General features: G+C 63.3%; 16 protein-coding genes. 8 read left to right on the plus strand and 8 right to left on the minus strand.

Features of this window, described 5'->3' with window-relative positions:
- Nucleotides 1–129 precede the first annotated feature (129 nt).
- Nucleotides 130–540 carry a hypothetical protein gene (locus tag BQ8794_RS03615; protein WP_077373185.1) on the minus strand — a complete coding sequence of 137 codons (411 nt, stop codon included), beginning with the start codon at nt 538–540 and terminating at the stop codon, nt 130–132.
- Between the two features lie 457 nt (nt 541–997).
- On the opposite strand from BQ8794_RS03615, the gene BQ8794_RS03620 reads away from it, so the two are divergent.
- Nucleotides 998–2,200 carry an aromatic ring-hydroxylating oxygenase subunit alpha gene (locus tag BQ8794_RS03620; RefSeq protein ID WP_077373376.1) on the plus strand — a complete coding sequence of 401 codons (1,203 nt, stop codon included), beginning with the start codon at nt 998–1,000 and terminating at the stop codon, nt 2,198–2,200.
- 186 nt (nt 2,201–2,386) lie between these two features.
- Here the strand turns inward: BQ8794_RS03620 and BQ8794_RS03625 are convergent, their stop codons facing one another.
- Nucleotides 2,387–3,805: an aminotransferase gene (locus BQ8794_RS03625; RefSeq protein WP_077373189.1), complete on the minus strand. Its 1,419-nt coding sequence runs from the start codon at nt 3,803–3,805 to the stop codon at nt 2,387–2,389.
- 324 nt (nt 3,806–4,129) lie between these two features.
- Here BQ8794_RS03625 and BQ8794_RS03630 point away from each other — a divergent pair, with 324 nt between their 5' ends.
- The 3 genes from BQ8794_RS03630 (at nt 4,130) to BQ8794_RS03640 (ending at nt 7,046) form a co-directional block, all read left to right on the plus strand.
- Nucleotides 4,130–5,047, plus strand: a complete 918-nt coding sequence (locus BQ8794_RS03630; protein WP_077373191.1) for an ABC transporter permease — start codon at nt 4,130–4,132, stop codon at nt 5,045–5,047.
- A gap of 24 nt (nt 5,048–5,071) precedes the next feature.
- On the plus strand, nt 5,072–5,896 hold the full coding sequence (locus BQ8794_RS03635; RefSeq protein ID WP_077373194.1) for an ABC transporter permease: 825 nt from the start codon (nt 5,072–5,074) through the stop codon (nt 5,894–5,896).
- A gap of 76 nt (nt 5,897–5,972) precedes the next feature.
- Nucleotides 5,973–7,046: an ABC transporter ATP-binding protein gene (locus BQ8794_RS03640; protein WP_077373197.1), complete on the plus strand. Its 1,074-nt coding sequence runs from the start codon at nt 5,973–5,975 to the stop codon at nt 7,044–7,046.
- Here the strand turns inward: BQ8794_RS03640 and BQ8794_RS03645 are convergent.
- From BQ8794_RS03645 to BQ8794_RS03660, 4 genes are read right to left on the minus strand one after another with little or no spacing between them, the layout of a single operon-like run.
- On the minus strand, nt 7,010–8,320 hold the full coding sequence (locus BQ8794_RS03645) for a flavin monoamine oxidase family protein (protein ID WP_077373200.1): 1,311 nt from the start codon (nt 8,318–8,320) through the stop codon (nt 7,010–7,012). The genes BQ8794_RS03640 and BQ8794_RS03645 overlap by 37 nt on opposite strands.
- On the minus strand, nt 8,317–9,399 hold the full coding sequence (locus BQ8794_RS03650; protein WP_077373203.1) for an ABC transporter substrate-binding protein: 1,083 nt from the start codon (nt 9,397–9,399) through the stop codon (nt 8,317–8,319). The genes BQ8794_RS03645 and BQ8794_RS03650 overlap by 4 nt, the downstream gene beginning before the upstream one ends.
- Nucleotides 9,400–9,426: 27 nt before the next feature.
- The gene (betI, locus tag BQ8794_RS03655) at nt 9,427–10,140 is read right to left on the minus strand and encodes a transcriptional regulator BetI (protein ID WP_077373207.1); all 714 of its coding nucleotides are present in this window, start codon (nt 10,138–10,140) and stop codon (nt 9,427–9,429) included.
- Nucleotides 10,141–10,146: 6 nt separating this feature from the next.
- Entirely contained in the window at nt 10,147–10,941 is a 795-nt protein-coding gene (locus BQ8794_RS03660; protein ID WP_077373379.1) for a class I SAM-dependent methyltransferase, read from the minus strand.
- A 180-nt stretch (nt 10,942–11,121) separates the two neighbouring features.
- On the opposite strand from BQ8794_RS03660, the gene BQ8794_RS03665 reads away from it, so the two are divergent.
- The 4 genes from BQ8794_RS03665 to BQ8794_RS03680 are packed head-to-tail and all read left to right on the plus strand — an operon-like array spanning nt 11,122 to nt 15,875.
- The gene (locus BQ8794_RS03665) at nt 11,122–12,741 is read left to right on the plus strand and encodes a phytoene desaturase family protein (protein WP_077373384.1); all 1,620 of its coding nucleotides are present in this window, start codon (nt 11,122–11,124) and stop codon (nt 12,739–12,741) included.
- On the plus strand, nt 12,728–14,293 hold the full coding sequence (locus tag BQ8794_RS03670; RefSeq protein ID WP_077373210.1) for a phytoene desaturase family protein: 1,566 nt from the start codon (nt 12,728–12,730) through the stop codon (nt 14,291–14,293). The genes BQ8794_RS03665 and BQ8794_RS03670 overlap by 14 nt, the downstream gene beginning before the upstream one ends.
- A gap of 53 nt (nt 14,294–14,346) precedes the next feature.
- Nucleotides 14,347–15,597 carry an aminomethyl transferase family protein gene (locus BQ8794_RS03675; RefSeq protein WP_077373213.1) on the plus strand — a complete coding sequence of 417 codons (1,251 nt, stop codon included), beginning with the start codon at nt 14,347–14,349 and terminating at the stop codon, nt 15,595–15,597.
- Nucleotides 15,598–15,599: 2 nt separating this feature from the next.
- Entirely contained in the window at nt 15,600–15,875 is a 276-nt protein-coding gene (locus BQ8794_RS03680) for a hypothetical protein (protein WP_077373216.1), read from the plus strand.
- Here the strand turns inward: BQ8794_RS03680 and BQ8794_RS03685 are convergent.
- Both BQ8794_RS03685 and BQ8794_RS03690 read right to left on the minus strand, forming a co-directional pair.
- Nucleotides 15,872–16,930 (minus strand): dipeptidase, encoded by a 1,059-nt coding sequence (locus BQ8794_RS03685; RefSeq protein WP_077373219.1) that lies wholly within the window; start codon nt 16,928–16,930, stop codon nt 15,872–15,874. The genes BQ8794_RS03680 and BQ8794_RS03685 overlap by 4 nt on opposite strands.
- Before the next feature lie 213 nt (nt 16,931–17,143).
- Nucleotides 17,144–17,443 carry a GNAT family N-acetyltransferase gene (locus tag BQ8794_RS03690; protein WP_077373222.1) on the minus strand — a complete coding sequence of 100 codons (300 nt, stop codon included), beginning with the start codon at nt 17,441–17,443 and terminating at the stop codon, nt 17,144–17,146.

Below are 17,443 nucleotides of genomic sequence, written 5' to 3' on the forward strand. Positions count from 1 at the left end.
AACTTCGGACTGGTGGAAATCGGTAGTTGAAAAAATCCGGCGCTCAAACAAAGGGCCAGATCCAGAGAAAAAAGACTCCCGACCGATGCGGCGGGAGCCTGCCTGGGCACTGGAGGGTCGCTCAGAGCATCAAAAAACGTTCGGGGTATGGGTCAGCGGCGCGGCATTGGCGATCACGCGGACCGCGCGGGCCTTGTGAATGCCGGATTGCTCGGCAATGACGCGCAGGCAGTCCGCACTCTCGGCGCCCCAGGCCTGCCCCTTGCAGACAAAATCGATCTCCGGCATCGGCAGGCGCGCGGTCTTGGTCGTGGTCGGTGCGCCCTTGACGATGTTTGCCGGCGGGTTCAGTGAAGCAAAGGCGGGACCAACCGTCGGCGCGAACGCCATGCCGGCGAACGCGGCGGCGCCCAGCACCACGAACAGCGCCATCGGATGGTCGTTGGCGCGCTGGCGCAGCGCCAGCTTCGGCCGCCGATCGTTGCGCTCCGGCGCTTGCAGACGACGGTCATTGCAGGCAGTCCGGATTTTCGTATACATCGCGCTTCCCTTCGTCGATCTTCTTTTTCTGTGGAAACGAACATAGACGCACTTTGTAACCACCCGACGATGGCGCGTATCCAGCAATGTAACGGGCAAGAAACCGCTATTTCGCGGTATCTTCGGGCGGCCACCAGGCGGCAAGAACGCGCGATCCAGCCTCGCAGACGCCGCCAGCGAAAGCGCAACGGCGGGCATCGGCAGACCTTCGAAACAGGTGAGCCTCGCTGGCAATTTCCAGTTTGGGGAGTCTGGCCCACGCCGAGAAATGGAGTGCGATGCGAACCCTGCTAACACCCGGAATTTTCGGGATTTCTCCAGCCTTGAGCGTTTGAATTTGGAGCAAAAGCGCCGGAGGATTTTGCCTCAAGAATCTATCGTCTATCCACAAGTCATTGCATTTAAATGAAAAATGTGGTCTTATTGAATGAGCATTCAACAAAAGAAGAGCTTTTTCATGAACCCGCACCTGCGTGACGTGGCGATCCCCAACAACTGGGACCGGCGGGGCCTGCCGGGTTGGAGTTATCATTCCGACGCGGTGCTCGAACTCGAGAAGGAATACGTCTTTCGCAACCACTGGCAGATTGCCGGTCACATCTCCGATCTGCCGAACGCCGGCGACTATCTGACCATGGACGTGGTCGGCGAGCGGGCGCTGATCGTGCGCGGCAAGGACGGCGTCGTACGCGCCTTCAACAACATGTGCCGCCATCGCGGCAGTCGCGTCGTCGCCGACAGCCAGGGCAATTGCAAGAACGCCCTGGTCTGCCCTTTCCATGGCTGGGTCTATAATCTCGACGGCACGCTGCGGGGCGCTGCCCGTCCGCGCTCTTTCCCCGATCTCGACAAGACCGAATTCGGCCTGATGCCGATCGAGCTTGAAATCTGGATGGGTTTCATCTTCATCCGCTTCCGCAAGGGCGGCCCGCAGCCGCCGGTGGCCGAGCTGCTGAAGCCGATCGAGGCCGAGATCGCCCACTATGGTGTCGCCGAGATGGTGCCTTCCTGGGGCATCTGGAGCCAGACGAGCCCGGTCAACTGGAAGTCGGTGCGTGACGTTGACAATGAAGGCTACCACGTCGCCATGGCGCATCCCGCATTGCAGGACCTTTACGGCGCGACCTATTTCGACGAGCCGTTCATCAACGGCGTGTCACGTTCCTTCGCCACCTACAATCCGCATGCCGGGCGGCGCTGGAGCGTCGCGCAGTACATCAAGATCGCGCCCAAGGCGAAGCATCTGCCCGACCACCTGCGCAAGGCCTGGATCTATTACGGAATCTTCCCGAACAATGCGCTGTCGATCATGCCGGAATCCGTACAGTTCTATCAGGAGTTCCCGCTGTCGACCGGCGAGACGCTGCTGCGCGGCGCCATCTACCGTTACCCCGACGAGACCAGGGAGCAGGCGGCGGCGCGCTATCTCGCCTACCGCATCGATCGCGACACCATGAACGAGGACGTGCAGCTTTCCGTGTGGTCGAACGAATCCATGCTGTCGGAAGCCTTCGAGGGTTTTTATCTCTCGGATCTCGAATATGGCGTGCGCACCCACCACGACCATCTTCGCAAGCAAATCCCGGTGCTCGGGCTGGAAACGGCGCCCGAGGAAAAGGACATGTGGGCGCTGAATGAGGCGCTGCGGTCGCGGTCGTAGGGCGAGGCGCCGAAGCTGCGGATCTCCCCCCTTGAGGGGGAGATGGCCGGCAGGCCAGAGGGGGTCGGTCCGACGGACTCGGCCTGCTGCTTCAGAGGAGGAGGTAGCACTCCACGCGAACCGACCCCCTCTGTCGCCTTTGGCGACGTCTCCCCCACAAGGGCCCTCAAGGGGGGAGATCGGCTGTCACCCCTGCCATGCACCTTCCCGTCGCAAATCATCCATCGTGCGCGAAATGCCTTCGCGCAGGATCGACACCATGTCGTCGATCTGGTTGCGCGTGATGATCAGCGGCGGCGACATCACGCACATGTTGATCAGCGGCCGGACCAGCAGGCCAAGCTCATGGCAATGCGCATCGATGCGCTTGCCGACATCCTTGTCGAGCTGCAGCGGATCCTTGCTTTCGCGATCGGCGACGCATTCGACGCAGCCCATCAGCCCCAGGCCGCGCACCTCGCCGACCAGAGGCAGTTCCTCCAGCGTCTTCAGTTGCGCCTGAAAATACGTCGCGACCTCTCGTGCATGCGCGAGCACGCCGTCTTCGAGGATATCGAGGTTCCTCAGCGCCACCGCGCAGCCGACCGGATGGCTGGTGTAGGTCAATCCGTGGCCGAACATGGCGTCCGGATGGTTCGAACGGCGTAGTTCTTCCAGCAGCCGCTCCGAGATGATGACGCCGCCGAGCGGGAAGTAGCCTGACGTCACACCCTTGGCGAAGGTGATCATGTCAGGATCGATGCCGAAGAGGTCGCCGGAAGCAAACACATGACCAAGCCGGCCAAACGCGGTCACCACCTCGTCGGAAACATAGAGGATGTCGTTGTCGCGGCAGATCTCGCGGATGCGCCGTAGATAGCCATCGGGCGGCACGATGACGCCGCCCGATGCCTGCACCGGCTCAGCGACGAAAGCGCCGATCCTGTCGGCGCCGACGCGGGCGAGCGTATCGCGGAATTCATCAACCAGGAGATCGGCGAAGGCCGAAATGCTTATGCCGGCCGGGCGGCGGAACGGATCGGGCGAGGACAGCTTGACGACAAGATCGTCGGCACCGTCCATCCAGTCGCGTGTCCGCGGGCGCCCGTTGAGCGAGGCCGACAGATAGGTCGAGCCATGATAGGCGCCGCCCCTGCTCAGGATCAGCTTCTTTTCCGGGCGGCCGCGAACATTGTTGCAGAACTGCATGAAGCGCAGCGCCGTCTCCACGGCCGAGGAGCCGCCGGTGGTAAAGAAGACATGGCTGAGGTCGCCGGGCGCATGGCCGGCAATGCGCATGGCGAGTTCCGCAGACGGCGCGTTCATCGTATACCACGGCGTGTTGTAGGACAGCGCCATCGCCTGATCGTACATCACCTTGGCGAGCTCCTCGCGGCGGTGGCCGATATTGACGCACCACATGCCGGCCGGCCCGTCGATCAGCTTTTTGCCAGTGCCGTCGGTGATGTAGATGCCGTCGCCCCCGCCGATCATGGCGCGTGCCTCTGCGCCGACCGAGCCGGCGAACGGCCAAGGCTGGACGAGGTGGCGCTTGGCCAGCTCAACGGCATCGGCACCGTCAAGTCCATCCGTTTTGGTCGCCCTCAAATCTCTTGCAGCCGCCATCGTCGCCTCGCCATCGTTTCGTCGCAAATCTCATCGGACACGAAACTCAGTTCCAAGCATCGGAAAAACCGGCTTTCTTCGCCACATTTTGAATGTCCGTTCAATCAATATTACAGAAATTGCGCTTGATTTCAATCCACGGATGCGCGCATGATGAAAGAAAGCCGGCAAGCCAGGCACGCGATCAGCGATTGCGTCCTGGGCCCTGAATTGGGAACAAACAGCCGGTGCGCTAGCAATGGGACGCCGCATGCCAGGACAATGCGCGCCAGCAACCGAGATTACGCCTGGGCCCCTGCTTGAGGGCCTGCCCGAGGATCTGCAATGACAGCGGCTGCGGAAGGACCACCCACGCTTGGCATCATTCGGGCCAGGCGAAATGCCCTTCTGCTGTCCGAACCCGTCCAGGGCCTTGCCCTGATCAGCCCGACTTTCCTCTACGCGCTCGTGCTTCTGGTCCTGCCGATCCTAGTGGTCGTCGCTCATTCGTTCTGGACGCAGAACTACCTGACCATCGATCGCACCTTCACGCTGGAAAACTACCGCGCTGCGCTGACCGAGCCGATCTATCGCGACCTGCTCTGGCGCTCGCTCTACATCTCAATGATGGTGAGCTTCTTCACGGTCGTCCTCGCCTATCCGATCGCCTATTTCATCTCGTTCCACGGCGGCCGCCATAAAAGCCTGTGGCTGTTCCTCATCACCATCCCGTTCTGGACCAGCTACCTGCTGCGCGTCATGTCGTGGAAGGTCATCCTCGGCTACAACGGCGTGCTCAATTCCAGCTTGCTGGGCCTTGGCATCATCGACGAGCCGTCGACGGCGCTGCTTTACAATTCGAGCGCCGTCATCATCACGCTGACCCATGCATGGGCGGCCTTTGCCATACTGCCGATCTTCGTCTCGCTGGAAAAAATCGACCGCACGCTGATCGAGGCGGCCAAGGATCTTGGCGACGGTCCCATTCGTTCCTTTCTGCGCGTGACGCTGCCGCTGTCGGCGCCCGGCGTCATTTCGGCGGCGCTGATCGTCATGATCCCGACCGTCGGCGACTATGTCACGCCCAAGCTTGTCGGCGGCAAGGACGGCGTCATGATCGCCAACGCCATCCAGGCGCAATTCGGCAAGGCTTCCAACTGGCCGCTGGGTGCCGCGCTTTCGGTCACCACGATGCTGATCGTGACGCTGATGGCGGGCGCCACCGTGGTGATCATCCGCACTGCCCAGAGGCTTGTGCGATGAGGCTTGTGCGATGAGGCTGGCGCGATGACGGGGATGCGGCGCTTCCTGGCCAGCGGCTGGTTGTCGGCTTATGCGTTTGTCTATGTCGTGTTCCTCTATCTGCCGGTCATCTTCCTGCCGATCTTTTCGCTCAACAGCGCCGCGACGCCGAAATTCCCGCTCTCCGGCTTCACCCTCAAATGGTATCAGGACCTGCCGCGCACCCCGGCGCTGCTTGACGCTGCCTGGAACAGCCTGGTCGTCGGCGTATCGGTATCTATCCTGTCCACGGTGCTTGGCATCCTCGCGGCCCGTTCGATCACGCGCTACCGCTATCCCGGCCGTCGCGCCATCAACGGACTGATCATGGCGCCGCTGGTGCTGCCCGAAATCATTGTCGCCATCTCCATGCTCCTGGTGATACTGCAACTGGGTTTGAGCCTGTCGCTGTTGACCATCGTGCTCGGCCACGTCCTGATCTGCGTCCCCTATTCGATGACCGTGCTGACCGCCGGCTTCGAAGGCTTCGACCGCAGCCTGGAGGAAGCCTCCGCCGACCTCGGCGAGAGCGCCCTCGGCACCTTTAGACGGGTGACGCTGCCGATGGTGGCGCCGGCCATTGTCTCCAGCCTGCTCGTCTGCTTCACCATTTCGCTCGACGAGTTCATCATCGCCTTCTTCCTGACCGGCACCGAGGCGACACTGCCGATCTACATCTGGGGCCAGTTGCGCTTCGCCTCGAAGCTGCCCGGCGTGCTGGCGCTGGGCACGCTGCTGCTGGCTGCCTCATTCCTGCTGATGACCATTGCTGAAATCCTGCGCCGCCGCGCCGCAAGACGCACCCAGAACGAGGGAGGCCTCCATGCCTGAGCAGGGCCAAGCCGAATCACCTCTCGGGGCCGAACGATCCCATCAAACCGAACGACCCCACCAAACCGAACGACCGATGATCGAGATCCGCGACGTCACCCGCAGCTATGGTTCGTTCAAGGCGCTGGACGACGCCTCGCTGACCATCAAGGAGGGCGAATTCTTCTCGCTGCTCGGCCCGTCCGGCTGCGGCAAGACCACGCTGTTGCGCATGATCGCCGGCTTCGACAACCCGACCAGCGGTTTGATCTCGGTCGACGGCCAGTCGATGGAGGGCATCCCGGCCAATCGCCGGCCAACCAACATGGTGTTCCAGAGCTATGCGATCTTCCCGCATCTCAATGTCGAGCAGAACGTCGCCTATGGGCTGAAACGGCTGAAGCTCGAACGGTCGGAAGAAAAGCGCCGCGTCGAAGAGGCGCTGGGCCAGGTGTCGCTGACCGGCCTCGGCAAGCGCCTCGCCACCGAGCTGTCCGGCGGCCAGCGCCAGCGCGTGGCACTGGCCCGTGCGCTGGTGATGCGCCCGAAAGTGCTTCTGCTCGACGAGCCGCTGTCAGCGCTGGACAAGAAGCTGCGCGAGCAGATGCAGGTGGAGTTGCGCCGCCTGCAGCAGGCGGTCGGCATCACCTTCGTCCTGGTCACCCACGACCAATATGAGGCGCTGGCAATGTCGGACCGCATCGCCGTGATGTTCGGCGGCAGGATCGCGCAGGTCGCCTCGCCCAAGGAGATCTACCAGCGCCCGGTCAACCGGCAGGTCGCCGACTTTCTCGGCGGCATGAATTTCGTCAAGGCCGAGATCGTCGAGGAGAGCGGCGCTTCGCTGGTCGTCGACACGCTGGGCTTCGGCCGCGTCAAGACCGACAGGCCGAAGGCTTTCGTCCGCAATGGCGGCGCCGCCACGCTCGGCATCCGGCCAGAGCGTCTGCGCGTATTGTGGGACAACGCGACGGCGAAATTCGAGGTGGCCGGCAAGGTCGTCGAGCGCCACTACTTCGGCGAGATCACCCATCTTGTCGTCGAGATACCGGGATTGGAAAAACCGCTTTCGGTCACTGAAACCAACGATTTCGGCGCCGACGACATTCCGGTCGGCACCTCGATCCGCCTCGCCTACGACCCCGAGGCACTGGTGGCGATGGCGGACTGAAGTCCCGAGATCATCTTTCGGGCAGCGATCCGCCCCGCCGCAACAGCGCCTTCGACATAGCCCGGGAATGACGGTGACAATTCGGACGCGGCGAAATGCAGCGGCGGCGCGCCGGCCAGGATGATGCGTTCGGCGTCGGTCGCCGCCGGGTCGATGATGAGATCGCTGTAGCCGCCGCCGCTCCAGCGGTCATGCGTCCAGTCGCGACAACTGAAATCGAGCATGTCGGCGGCCTCGGCGCCGAGCGCGTCCTCCAGCCTCGTCGTCACCTCGGCGCGCAATGCCGCACCGCCGAGCTCACGCCAGCGCAGGGCCAGCGGTCCGCCGACGAAGACGACCAGCGCGGCATGGCCGTCGTCCTTGCTGGCGTCGCAGGCAAACAGCCCTGGCAGGTCGCGCCACATCACCACGCCGCTCAGGCCCCTTGCACGCCAGAAGGCGCTGGGGTAGCGCACCAGCAGCTTGATCACCGCTCCGCTTTGCCAGACGCCGAGCGCCGTTCTCAGGCCAGCCGGCAGCGGCGGTGAAAAATCCAGCTTCGAGGCCATCATCGGCGGCGCGGCAACCAGCGCCGCCCGGGCTTCGACCGCACTTCTCGCCGAAACCAGACGAACCCCTTTCGGCCGGTGCTCGATGGTCGCAACCGGCGTGTTAAGCCGCACACGATCGCCAAGATCGCCGGCCAGATCGTCGGCCAGCGACTGCATGGTTTCGCGCACGAAATATTGCAGTTCCGAAACTTCGTTGGTGATGCGGCGGTCGTTGTCGATCAGATGCCACAGCGGCAGCTTTTCGAGCGCCTGGCACCATAAGCCCTCGATCATCGAGCGGAAGGCCGCTTTGGCCTGGTCGGGGTCATGCTGGCGATCGAGCCATACCGCGACAGTCAGTCCAGCGATGGCCGGATCATCCGGCGCGATCGCATTCATCCGGTCGCGGATCGCCATCGAACCCAAGTAAGTTCGGTCGGCTTGCTGCGCGCTCATCCGCGGCTGCGTGACGAATTCCCCATCGACATAGGTCTCGACCAGCGTCTTGCCGCGCGCCTGCAACAGCGCCATCAGCTCCGGCATGTCCTGGCAAAGGAATTGGCCGCCGCTGTCGATCCGCTCGCCGAGTCCGTTGCGCTTGGCCTCCACCCGCCCGCCGACCCGATCGCGCGCTTCGAGCAGCAGGAAATCGATGCCGGCATTGCTTAGCTCATGCGCTGCCGACAGGCCGGTGAAGCCGGCGCCGACAACGACGATTTCGGTCCTTTCGATCCCGCCCTTCAATAGCCGGCCTTGATCTTCTCGAACTCGGCGATCATCTTGAGCTTGAGTTCCGAGGGAAGCGGCGCCTGGAACAGCGTCTTGTCGACGAATTTCTGCACGTCGTCGTAGCCCTTTTCCTTCAGCATGGCCTGATCGACGCCGGCCATGCCCTTGGCATTGGCCTGGCCATAGCCCCAATCCTTGACCAGGACGTTGGCAATTGCCGGATCGTTTACCGCGTTCAGATAGTCATAGGCCTTGTCGGCATTTCCCGGCGCATCCTTGAACAGCACATAGCCGCAGACCCACGTCGAGATGCCTTCGTCGGTGTCCTTCTTCGCCCTGATCGGCACGCCGGCGGCGACCGACTGCACCGCCGCGTCGTTCCACGCCCAGGCAAGGTCGACCTCGCCGCCGCTCAACAGCTGGACGATATCGGTGGTGTCGGTCCAGTAGGAGCGGACATTCTTGTGGACCTCGCGCAGGAAGTCCGACGCCTGCTTGAACTGGTCGTCCGTCATCTTGGTCCAGTCCTTGAGCCCGATCGCCAGCGAGGCCAGCGCATAGGCGTCGTCGACACTGTCGCCGATCGAGACCCTGCCCTTGAACTTGGGGTCGGCCAATGCCTTCAGCGAATGGACGTCCTTCTCATCGACCTTGTCGGAATTGTAGGTGAGCTGCGTATTGCCCCAGTCCCAGGGCATGAACCAGGCCTTGCCGTCGGCGGTGGTGGCGAGATCCTTCATCGCCACGATGCCGGGATCGAGGTCTTTCCAGCCTGATATCTTCGAGGTGTCGAGCGGCTGCAACAGCCCCGCCTCGCGCCACTTCACCACGCTTTGCGAGCAGGGATGGCCGAGATCGGCCTTGAAGCCGGAACGGACTTTTTCGAACGCCTCGTCCTCGTCGCCGAAGAAGGTGAAGGTCGGCGAGTCGCCATTCTTCTCGACATATTTCGGGTGGAAACCGGGATCCTCGTAGCCGGACCAGTCGAACACAATCAGGTCCTTGTCCGCGGCAACCGCCAGCGCTGCGACCGAGGCCACCAGCGCACCGGTCAGTGCCAATGTCAGCGTCAGGCGTCGAGTCATGGTCTTCATTGCCGTTCCATCCTCTTTTTGATTGTTTCATGCCGTCTTGACACCGCCGGCCGTTGGCCACGGATAGTGCTTTGGAAATGCCGCCGACAGGAATTCGTTCGCCGCCTGCAGCGCGGTTTCGCGGGTGACGTCCTCGGTGCCCATCATCAGGCGCAGCCATAAACCCTCCAGCATGGCACTGAGCGCCAGCGCGATGACCTGCGGCTCATAGGCATAGCCGCCGCTCTGCTTCAGCGTCGCACAAAGGTCGATGAAGATCTTCTGGTAAGCCGCATCGCGCGCGCCGCACAGCGCCTGATAGGTCGGACGCGACTTGGCCTCGCCCCAGAAGGCGCACCAGGCGGCCAGCTTGCGCTTGTTGCAGATCGAGCGGTCGAAATCGGCGGCAACCAGAACCCGCAACTGGCGGGCAGGATCGTCGCCAGCCCTGGTGAGGGCAGCGCGCCAGTGCGCGGCGTATTCGTCGGCCATGTATTGCAGCGTTGCGACGAGCAGCTTCTCCTTGCTCTCGAAGTGGAAGTTGACAATCCCGCGCGACAGGCCGGCGCCATCGGCGACATCGGCCATCGTCGTCTCCGAATAGCCGCGCTTGGCCAGCGAATCGATCGTCGCCTCGATCAGCTGCAGTTGCCTGACCTCCCTCGACGCCTTGCGACCGCGCTTCTCGGCATCGCTTTTCTGCGCTGCAAGGTGGGCCTCCTTGGCCTCTGCTGTCTTCATGGGCGTGATGGTCTCCAGCATCGCCGGTTATCCAACCGGCTTCCGACCGCGAAGATGAGTGGGACGGTGCTCGCCGCTGTCAAGAACCTTCTGCATGGCTTCCCAGGTTCGGATGTTCTTGTCGACATAGGCAGTCCCGACCGCAGCCGCAACCGCCGGGTAGAGCGGGCCTTTGAGTCGGTTCAATTCCTCCCGTGCGACCTCGCGATACCAGGGATTGCGGTCATGCACGGTGACGTCGGCAAGGCCTGCCCGGCGCATCGCCGCCGCATAGCGGATTGGCGACGCCATGGCGAAGGACAGGCTTTCCGCGGCGACATAGGCCTTCATCTCAGGCGACGGCTCGCCGTCATGCGAGATCATCCAGTTCGAGGCAGCGAAGACACCGCCCGGCTTCAGCACACGGACGATCTCGGCAAACAACGCATCCTTGTCGGGCACGTGCAGCAGCGCATCCTTGGAGAAGACGACGTCGAAGGAAGCATCGGTGAAGGGCAGCGGCCCAGGCGGTGCCTGGACGAAATTGGCGCGACCTGAAAGCCCGCGTGCCGTCGCCCTTTTCCTGGCCGCCTCGATCACCGGCCGCTCGACATCGAACCCGACAACGTGGGCGGCGCCATGGCGCTCGAGCAGATGCAGCGTTATGCCGCCGGAGCCGCAGCCAACGTCGAGGATCGTCTTGCCGTTGAGCGCAAGACCCTCGACCACCCGGTCGACCTCATCCGGCCCGCCCGGCGACAGATAGCCGTCGCCCCACAGCGCCTCGAGGAAGCGGATGGCGGTGTCGTCATATTCCGGCTCGGCATCTGTCGTTTCGATCATCGGACCCCAGTCCAAAGCCATTCGAATGGTGGCAAAGCCTAGCGCATGTCGGCGAAAACGCAACATCATTTGTTGAACATTCATTCAAAATGGCTGGACAATACGGCGACAGCCATGGCAAATTCCGCGCATTCGGGCCGACCACACACGGCGTCGGCCACCAATGAAGAGCGGGCCACAATGAAATCCTGGGATGCGATCGTCATCGGCGGCGGGCACAATGGGCTGGTCAATGCCTGCTACCTGCAGCGCGCCGGGCTCGACGTGCTGGTCGTCGAGAAGAACGGCTGGGTGGGCGGCGCCGCCACCAGCCGCGAATTGACGCCCGGCTTCCTCTATTCGAATTGCTCCTATGTCTGTTCGCTGTTTCGCCCTGAGATCATGCGCGACCTCGAACTGCCGCGCTTTGGCCTGCAGGTGATCGCCTATGAGGGCGGCGCGGTGTTCACCAGAGATGGCGACTATCTCGCCAACTACCGCGACCACGATGCTCACCGGCGCGAATTCGCCCGCTTTTCCAGGCGCGATGCCGAAGCCTACGACCGTTACGCCCGCGACGTGACGCGGCAATGCCGCTTCATCCAGCCGCTGTTGATGCGCACCGCGCCCGATCCGACCAGTTTTCGGCCACGCGATCTTGGCGAGCTTCTGTATCTGGGCAAGAAGTTCGCCGGGTTATCGGCAGAGGAAATGGCGCTGACGCTGCGCTTCTGGACCATGTCGATCTCGGACTTCCTCGACGAGTATTTCGAGACCGACGTCGTCAAAGCGAATTTCGCGCTGTCGGGCATCATCGGCACCGCGCTCGGCCCGATGTCGCCGGGCACCGCCTATGTGCTTCTGCATCATTACATGGGCGAGGTCGACGGCTCGGTCGGCGCCTGGGGTTATGCACGCGGCGGCATGGGCGCAGTCACCCAGGCGCTCGCCGCTTCCTTCGAGGCCTCAGGCGGCACCATCCGCACTGGCGCCGAGGTCGACCATGTGACGATCCGGCGCGGCAAGGCCAGGGGTGTGGTGCTGGCCAGCGGCGAAGAGATCCACGGCAAGCTGGTCGTCTCCAATGCCGACGTGAAACGCACCTTCCTGAAACTGGTCGAGGAAAGGGAGCTGCCCGACATCTTCCTGCGCCGGGTCAGGAATTTCAGGATTCGCGGCTCGTCGGGCAAGGTCAACATCGCGCTTGATTCACTGCCCGAATTCCCGGCGCTGCCGAAGGATTCGCCGGTCTATCGCGGCGACATGCATTTCACCGATTCGATGGAGCGCATGGAGCGCGCCTATGACGACTGGAAGGCCGGGCGCTGGTCGGCCGACCCTTTCCTCGACATGGTGATCCCGACGACGCTCGATCCGACCATGGCTCCATCAGGCAAGCATTTCATGAGCTGCTTCGTGCAGTACGCGCCACCGAAAGTGAACGGCGGCGACTGGACCGACGCCGACCGCGACGGTTTTGCCGAAAGCGTGATTGCCCAGATATCAGACTATTCGCCGGGTTTCCGCAACCGCATCGTCCATATGGAGGTACGCACGCCGCGCGAGATCGAGGCTGAGGTCGGCCTCACCGAAGGCAATATCTTTCAGGGCGAGCTGACCTTCGATCAACTGCTGTTCAACCGGCCGGTGCCGGGCTACGCGCAATACCGCTCGCCGGTCGCCGGGCTCTATATGTGCGGCTCCTCGACCCATCCCGGCGGTGGCGTCATGGGCGCGCCTGGCCGCAATGCAGCAGCCGAGATCCTGTCCGATCTCGCCAAGCCGACCAAGCATATGAGCCCGGCCCATGACGTCATTTGACGCGATCGTTGTTGGCGGCGGCCATAACGGCCTCGTCTCGGCCGCCGTTCTGGCCAAGAGCGGCCGCAACGTGCTGGTGCTTGAGGCCGCCGGCGACGTCGGCGGTGCGGCGCGTACCGAGGAATTCGCACCGGGCTTTCGCGTTTCGTCGATCGCCCATCTGCTGAACCGCCTGCATCCCGATGTGGTGACGACGCTGGAGCTGGAAAAGCACGGGCTGCAGATCGCGCGTAGCGCTTTCGTGCCGTCCGTGGCACTGTCGACAGACGGCCCGCCGCTTGTCCTGCATGGCGCCTATGGCGAGGTGCTGACCGGCGCCAGTCCCACCGGGCAGACCGCCTGGAAGGACCTGCGCGCGCAACTGCTGCGCTATGCCGGCATCTTGAAGCCGCTCCTTGCGCGCCGTCCGCCCGATCTCAGCGGCATGTCACTGCTCGATACGGCGTCGCTTGGCCAGACCGCGCTGGCGTTGAAGAAGCTCGGCAAGGAGGACATGCGCGATTTCCTGCGCGTGCTGTTGATGAACGTTGCCGACCTGCTCGACGAGCAGCTTTCCGACGACCGGCTGAAGGGCCTGCTCGCCTTCGATGCCACGCTCGGCTCCCATCTCGGGCCGCGCTCGCCGACCTCGCTGCTCGGCCTCTACTATCGCCTGGCGGGCGAGTCCGGCGGCGCTGCCGGCGCGCAAATCCTGCCGAAAGGCGGCATGGGCGCGGTCATTTCAGCCATCTGCGTGGCAGCGGAAAAGGCCGGCGTGACCAGCCGCACCAATACACCGGCGGCGAGGATCATCGTTGAGAAAGGCCGAGCCGTCGGCGTCGCACTGGCCAGCGGCGAGGAAATCCGGGCGAGGACGATCGTTTCCGCCATCAATCCGGCAACCACTGTTTTCGACCTTGTCGGGCCGCTCGAGTTTGACACCGGCTTTATCCGAAAAGTAAAGAACATCCGCATGAACGGCGATGCGGCGAAGCTCAATCTGGCGCTCGACCGGCCGCCGCAATTCGCCGGTGTCGATGCCGCCGGCCACAAAGGCCGTCTGGTCATTGCCCCCTCGCCCGATCATGTCGAGCGCGCTTTCAACCCGTCGAAATACGGCGAGTTCTCCCCCGAGCCTGTCATGGAGATCACGCTGCCCAGCCTTGCCGATTCGTCGCTGGCGCCCGACGGCGCCTGCGTGCTGTCAGCCGTGGTGCAATATGCCCCCTATGCGCTGAGAGAAGGCTGGGCCTCCGGCAGGGGCAAATTCCTCAACGCGATCATGGCTCAATTGGAGACCTATGCGCCGGGAATCGGCAAGACAGTTCGCCATGCCGAGCTGCTGACGCCGGCCGACATCGAGGCGCGCTACCGGATGCCTGGCGGTCACTGGCATCACGGTGAACTGCAGGCGGACCAGATGCTGATGTCGCGTCCTGTCGCCGGCTGGTCGGGCTACGACACGCCGATCGACGGGCTGTTCCTCGCCGGCGCCGGCTCGCATCCGGGCGGCGGCGTCTCCGGCGCGCCGGGCTTGAATGCTGCAAGACGGATCATTGCGATGAAGGGGTAGGTCATGTCTGTTCATTTCGCCAAGGTTGCGCTTCACGGCGAAGGATCGCCACCATGAATCAGCAACCCGCCATCGCGCCGTCGACCGCCCGCGCCGCAGCGCAATCGCATTTCCGCACGCTGCGGCCCGGCACGCCGTTCCAGCCGCGCATCGATGCGCTGGCCAGGACCAATGACTGGTACAATTGGGCCGGCTATCGTGCCCCGCATTCGCTGTGGGACGAGGAGCTCGAATATTTCGCCATCCGCAGCCAGGCCGCTCTGTTCGACATCTCGCCGATGACGAAATACCGCGTCGAGGGACCAGACGCCGAAGCCTTCCTCAACCGCATCACCTTGCGGGACGTGGCAAAACTGAAACCTGGCCGCGTCCACTACACCGCCTGGTGCGACGACGAGGGTTTCGTTCTCGACGACGGCACGCTGTTCCGGCTTTCGCCGACACGGTTCCGGCTGTGCTCGCAGGAGCGGCATCTGCCCTGGCTGCTCGACAGCGCCATAGGCTTTGAGGTGATCGTGGAGGAAGAAACCGAAGCCGTCGCCGGTCTGGCCCTGCAGGGTCCGACTTCGTTTGCAGTGCTGCGCGACGCCGGTTTCGCCGACGTCGAACGGTTGAAGATTTTCGACATTGCCGAATTCCCGCATGATGGCAGTTCCCAGGGAACCAGCAGGGTCACCATTTCGCGCACCGGTTTCACCGGCGATCTCGGCTACGAGCTGTTCGTGCCGGCTGAACATGCGCTCAGCCTTTGGGATCGGCTGATGCTGGCCGGCGAACTGCGCGGCATACGCGCCATCGGCTATGCGGCACTCAACCGCGCCCGGCTCGAAGCCGGGCTGATCGTCGCCAATGCCGACTTCGTCACCGCCGTGCATGCTGTTCGGCCCAACCGCTTGCGCATGCCGGACGAGATCGGTCTCGGTTTCATGATCGACTTCGATAAAGGCCATTTCAATGGCCGCCGCGCCATTGTCAGCGCGCGGGCGAAGAAGCGTCTTCGCCATGTGCTGGTCGGGCTTGAGATCGAGGGCAACATTCCGGCCGAGCACGCCATGGTTTATTACAGGAAAAGCCAGGAGGTCGGGCTGGTCAGCGCCGCCATGTGGTCGCCGATGGCCAAACGCAACATCGCCATCGCCTCGCTGGCGCGGCCGTTCGGCGATACGATCGTCGACGATCTCTGGGTCGAGATCTACGCCATGCGCGAGCTGCAGTACCAGAAGCTGATGAAGCGGGCCAAGGTGGTGCCGCGACCGTTCATCAAGCTCGACCGTCGCACCGCCAATCCGCCGGCTGATTTCTGACCATGGCGGACGAGGCTGACAAGCACGAATTCGATTGGGAAGCCGCTGAGCAGTGGCAGCTGGTCACCACGCCGCTCAGCGAAAAATGGTCGGGCCGCACCCGCTACGCCGCCGCCATGTTCTTCTACCAGCGCGGCGAGATGAATGCCGAGACGCTGGAAGTCTACCGCATCTGCGCGCGGCTGGATTCGATGGATCCGCTGCCGATCATCCGCGACCGCGGTGTCGGCCTGGATTGGCTGAAGCGCCTGGGCTTCGAGCAATCCTCACGCAATTAGCCAATCGTCTTTTCCAGCATGCTTATCCAGTTGCGGTAGGCGATCTTCTCGATCAGCGCGCGACCGAAGCCGCGCGCGGCGAACGCGTCGAGCAGCTTCGGCAGGCCGGTGACGTCGCCGACCACAGCCGGGATCATGGCGCCGTCGAAGTCGGACCCGAGGCCGACGCCGTCTTCGCCCAGCGCCTGCAGCAGTGAATCGACATGGCGCACCATGATGTCGAGACTGGTATCGGCATTCATCCTGCCGTCCTCGCGCAAAAACCCGGTGGCGAAATTCAGCCCGACCATGCCGCCCGAGTCGCGGATCGCGCCGAGCTGCCATTCGGTGAGGTTACGCGAATGGCCGCAGATCGCATGGACATTGGAATGGGTCGCGACCAGCGGTGCGTCGCTGATCTCGGCAACGTCGCGAAACCCCTTTTCGTTGAGGTGCGAAAGATCCACCAGGATGCCGAGCTGGTTGCAGGCCTTGACCAGCGCCTTGCCGGCATCGGTCAGGCCAGGTCCGGTGTCGGGCGTCGACGGGAAACGGAACGGCACGCCGTGGCCGAAAGCGTTCGGGCGGCTCCAGACGATGCCGAGCGAGCGCAAGCCGGCCGCATGCAGCACGTCGAGCATGGTCAGTTCGGGGTCGATCGCCTCGACGCCTTCGATATGGAACACCGCTGCGATCGACCCTTGCGCCATCGCGTTTCGCACGTCGCCGGCGCTGCGGCAGACGGTGAGCGCCGACGCTCGTTCCAGCCTGAACAGGATCGAGGCCATGGCGATGGTGGAAGCAAGCGCGTCGGCGCGCGGAATTTCGGGCGGCAAGGGCTCGATATCGCTCGGTGCGGGAGGAACCGCACTGCGCTTGGATTTCTCGACCGGCGGCGGAAAGATCGCGAACATGCCGCCGGCAAAGCCGCCCTGTTTCGCACGCGGCAGGTCGATGTGGCCACCCGATGTCCCCTCGATGAACAGCTTTTCGACATCCGCGTCTTTCGACTGATAGAGCCTGAGCAGCGTGTCGTTGTGGCCGTCGAAGACGGGAACAAGATCGGTTTCGGTCATCAAGGGATCATTTCGGTTCGATTGGTCGGGCGGGCAGTATCCTACTTAGGCAAGGCAATACCCACTAGGCAAGACGCCCCACTGGGTAAGACTGGCCACTGGGCAAGACTGGCCACTGGGCAAGACTGGCAATCTGCGCAAATGAAGCGATGCGCTTGTGGCTGCCCGCCCTCAACCGTCATCGTGCGCCGAGGCCTGGCGCCAGGATCAACGCTATTGCTTCAGCACGTCGGCCCATTCCTGGTGACGTCGGAACTGGGCGTTGGCGAACGGGCAGAGCGGAATGATCTTCTTGCCTGCCGCGCGCGCATCCTCGACGGCGCGGGTAACGAGCCTAAGCCCCGCGCCCTGGCCGCGAAACGCATCCGGCACTTCGGTGTGGTCGATGATGATCTGGTGCTCGCCGATCTTGGTGAAGGTCATCTCCGCCTCGGCGCCATCAGGCCCGCGCAGGAGATAACGGCCCTTGGAACCGCGATCCTCCAGTTCGATCTCCGGCAATTGGTCAGGCAT

Origin of the sequence: Mesorhizobium prunaredense (genome assembly GCF_900156895.1) — a bacterium.
GTDB lineage: Bacteria > Pseudomonadota > Alphaproteobacteria > Rhizobiales > Rhizobiaceae > Mesorhizobium > Mesorhizobium prunaredense.

Coding starts and splice junctions, on each gene's coding strand:
- BQ8794_RS03615 (WP_077373185.1), bottom strand. CDS start 540: ATGTATACGAAAATCCGGACTGCCTGCAATGACCGTCGTCTGCAAGCG.
- BQ8794_RS03620 (WP_077373376.1), top strand. CDS start 998: ATGAACCCGCACCTGCGTGACGTGGCGATCCCCAACAACTGGGACCGG.
- BQ8794_RS03625 (WP_077373189.1), bottom strand. CDS start 3,805: ATGGCGGCTGCAAGAGATTTGAGGGCGACCAAAACGGATGGACTTGAC.
- BQ8794_RS03630 (WP_077373191.1), top strand. CDS start 4,130: ATGACAGCGGCTGCGGAAGGACCACCCACGCTTGGCATCATTCGGGCC.
- BQ8794_RS03635 (WP_077373194.1), top strand. CDS start 5,072: ATGACGGGGATGCGGCGCTTCCTGGCCAGCGGCTGGTTGTCGGCTTAT.
- BQ8794_RS03640 (WP_077373197.1), top strand. CDS start 5,973: ATGATCGAGATCCGCGACGTCACCCGCAGCTATGGTTCGTTCAAGGCG.
- BQ8794_RS03650 (WP_077373203.1), bottom strand. CDS start 9,399: ATGAAGACCATGACTCGACGCCTGACGCTGACATTGGCACTGACCGGT.
- betI (WP_077373207.1), bottom strand. CDS start 10,140: ATGCTGGAGACCATCACGCCCATGAAGACAGCAGAGGCCAAGGAGGCC.
- BQ8794_RS03660 (WP_077373379.1), bottom strand. CDS start 10,941: ATGATCGAAACGACAGATGCCGAGCCGGAATATGACGACACCGCCATC.
- BQ8794_RS03665 (WP_077373384.1), top strand. CDS start 11,122: ATGAAATCCTGGGATGCGATCGTCATCGGCGGCGGGCACAATGGGCTG.
- BQ8794_RS03670 (WP_077373210.1), top strand. CDS start 12,728: ATGACGTCATTTGACGCGATCGTTGTTGGCGGCGGCCATAACGGCCTC.
- BQ8794_RS03675 (WP_077373213.1), top strand. CDS start 14,347: ATGAATCAGCAACCCGCCATCGCGCCGTCGACCGCCCGCGCCGCAGCG.
- BQ8794_RS03680 (WP_077373216.1), top strand. CDS start 15,600: ATGGCGGACGAGGCTGACAAGCACGAATTCGATTGGGAAGCCGCTGAG.
- BQ8794_RS03685 (WP_077373219.1), bottom strand. CDS start 16,930: ATGACCGAAACCGATCTTGTTCCCGTCTTCGACGGCCACAACGACACG.
- BQ8794_RS03690 (WP_077373222.1), bottom strand. CDS start 17,443: ATGCCTGACCAATTGCCGGAGATCGAACTGGAGGATCGCGGTTCCAAG.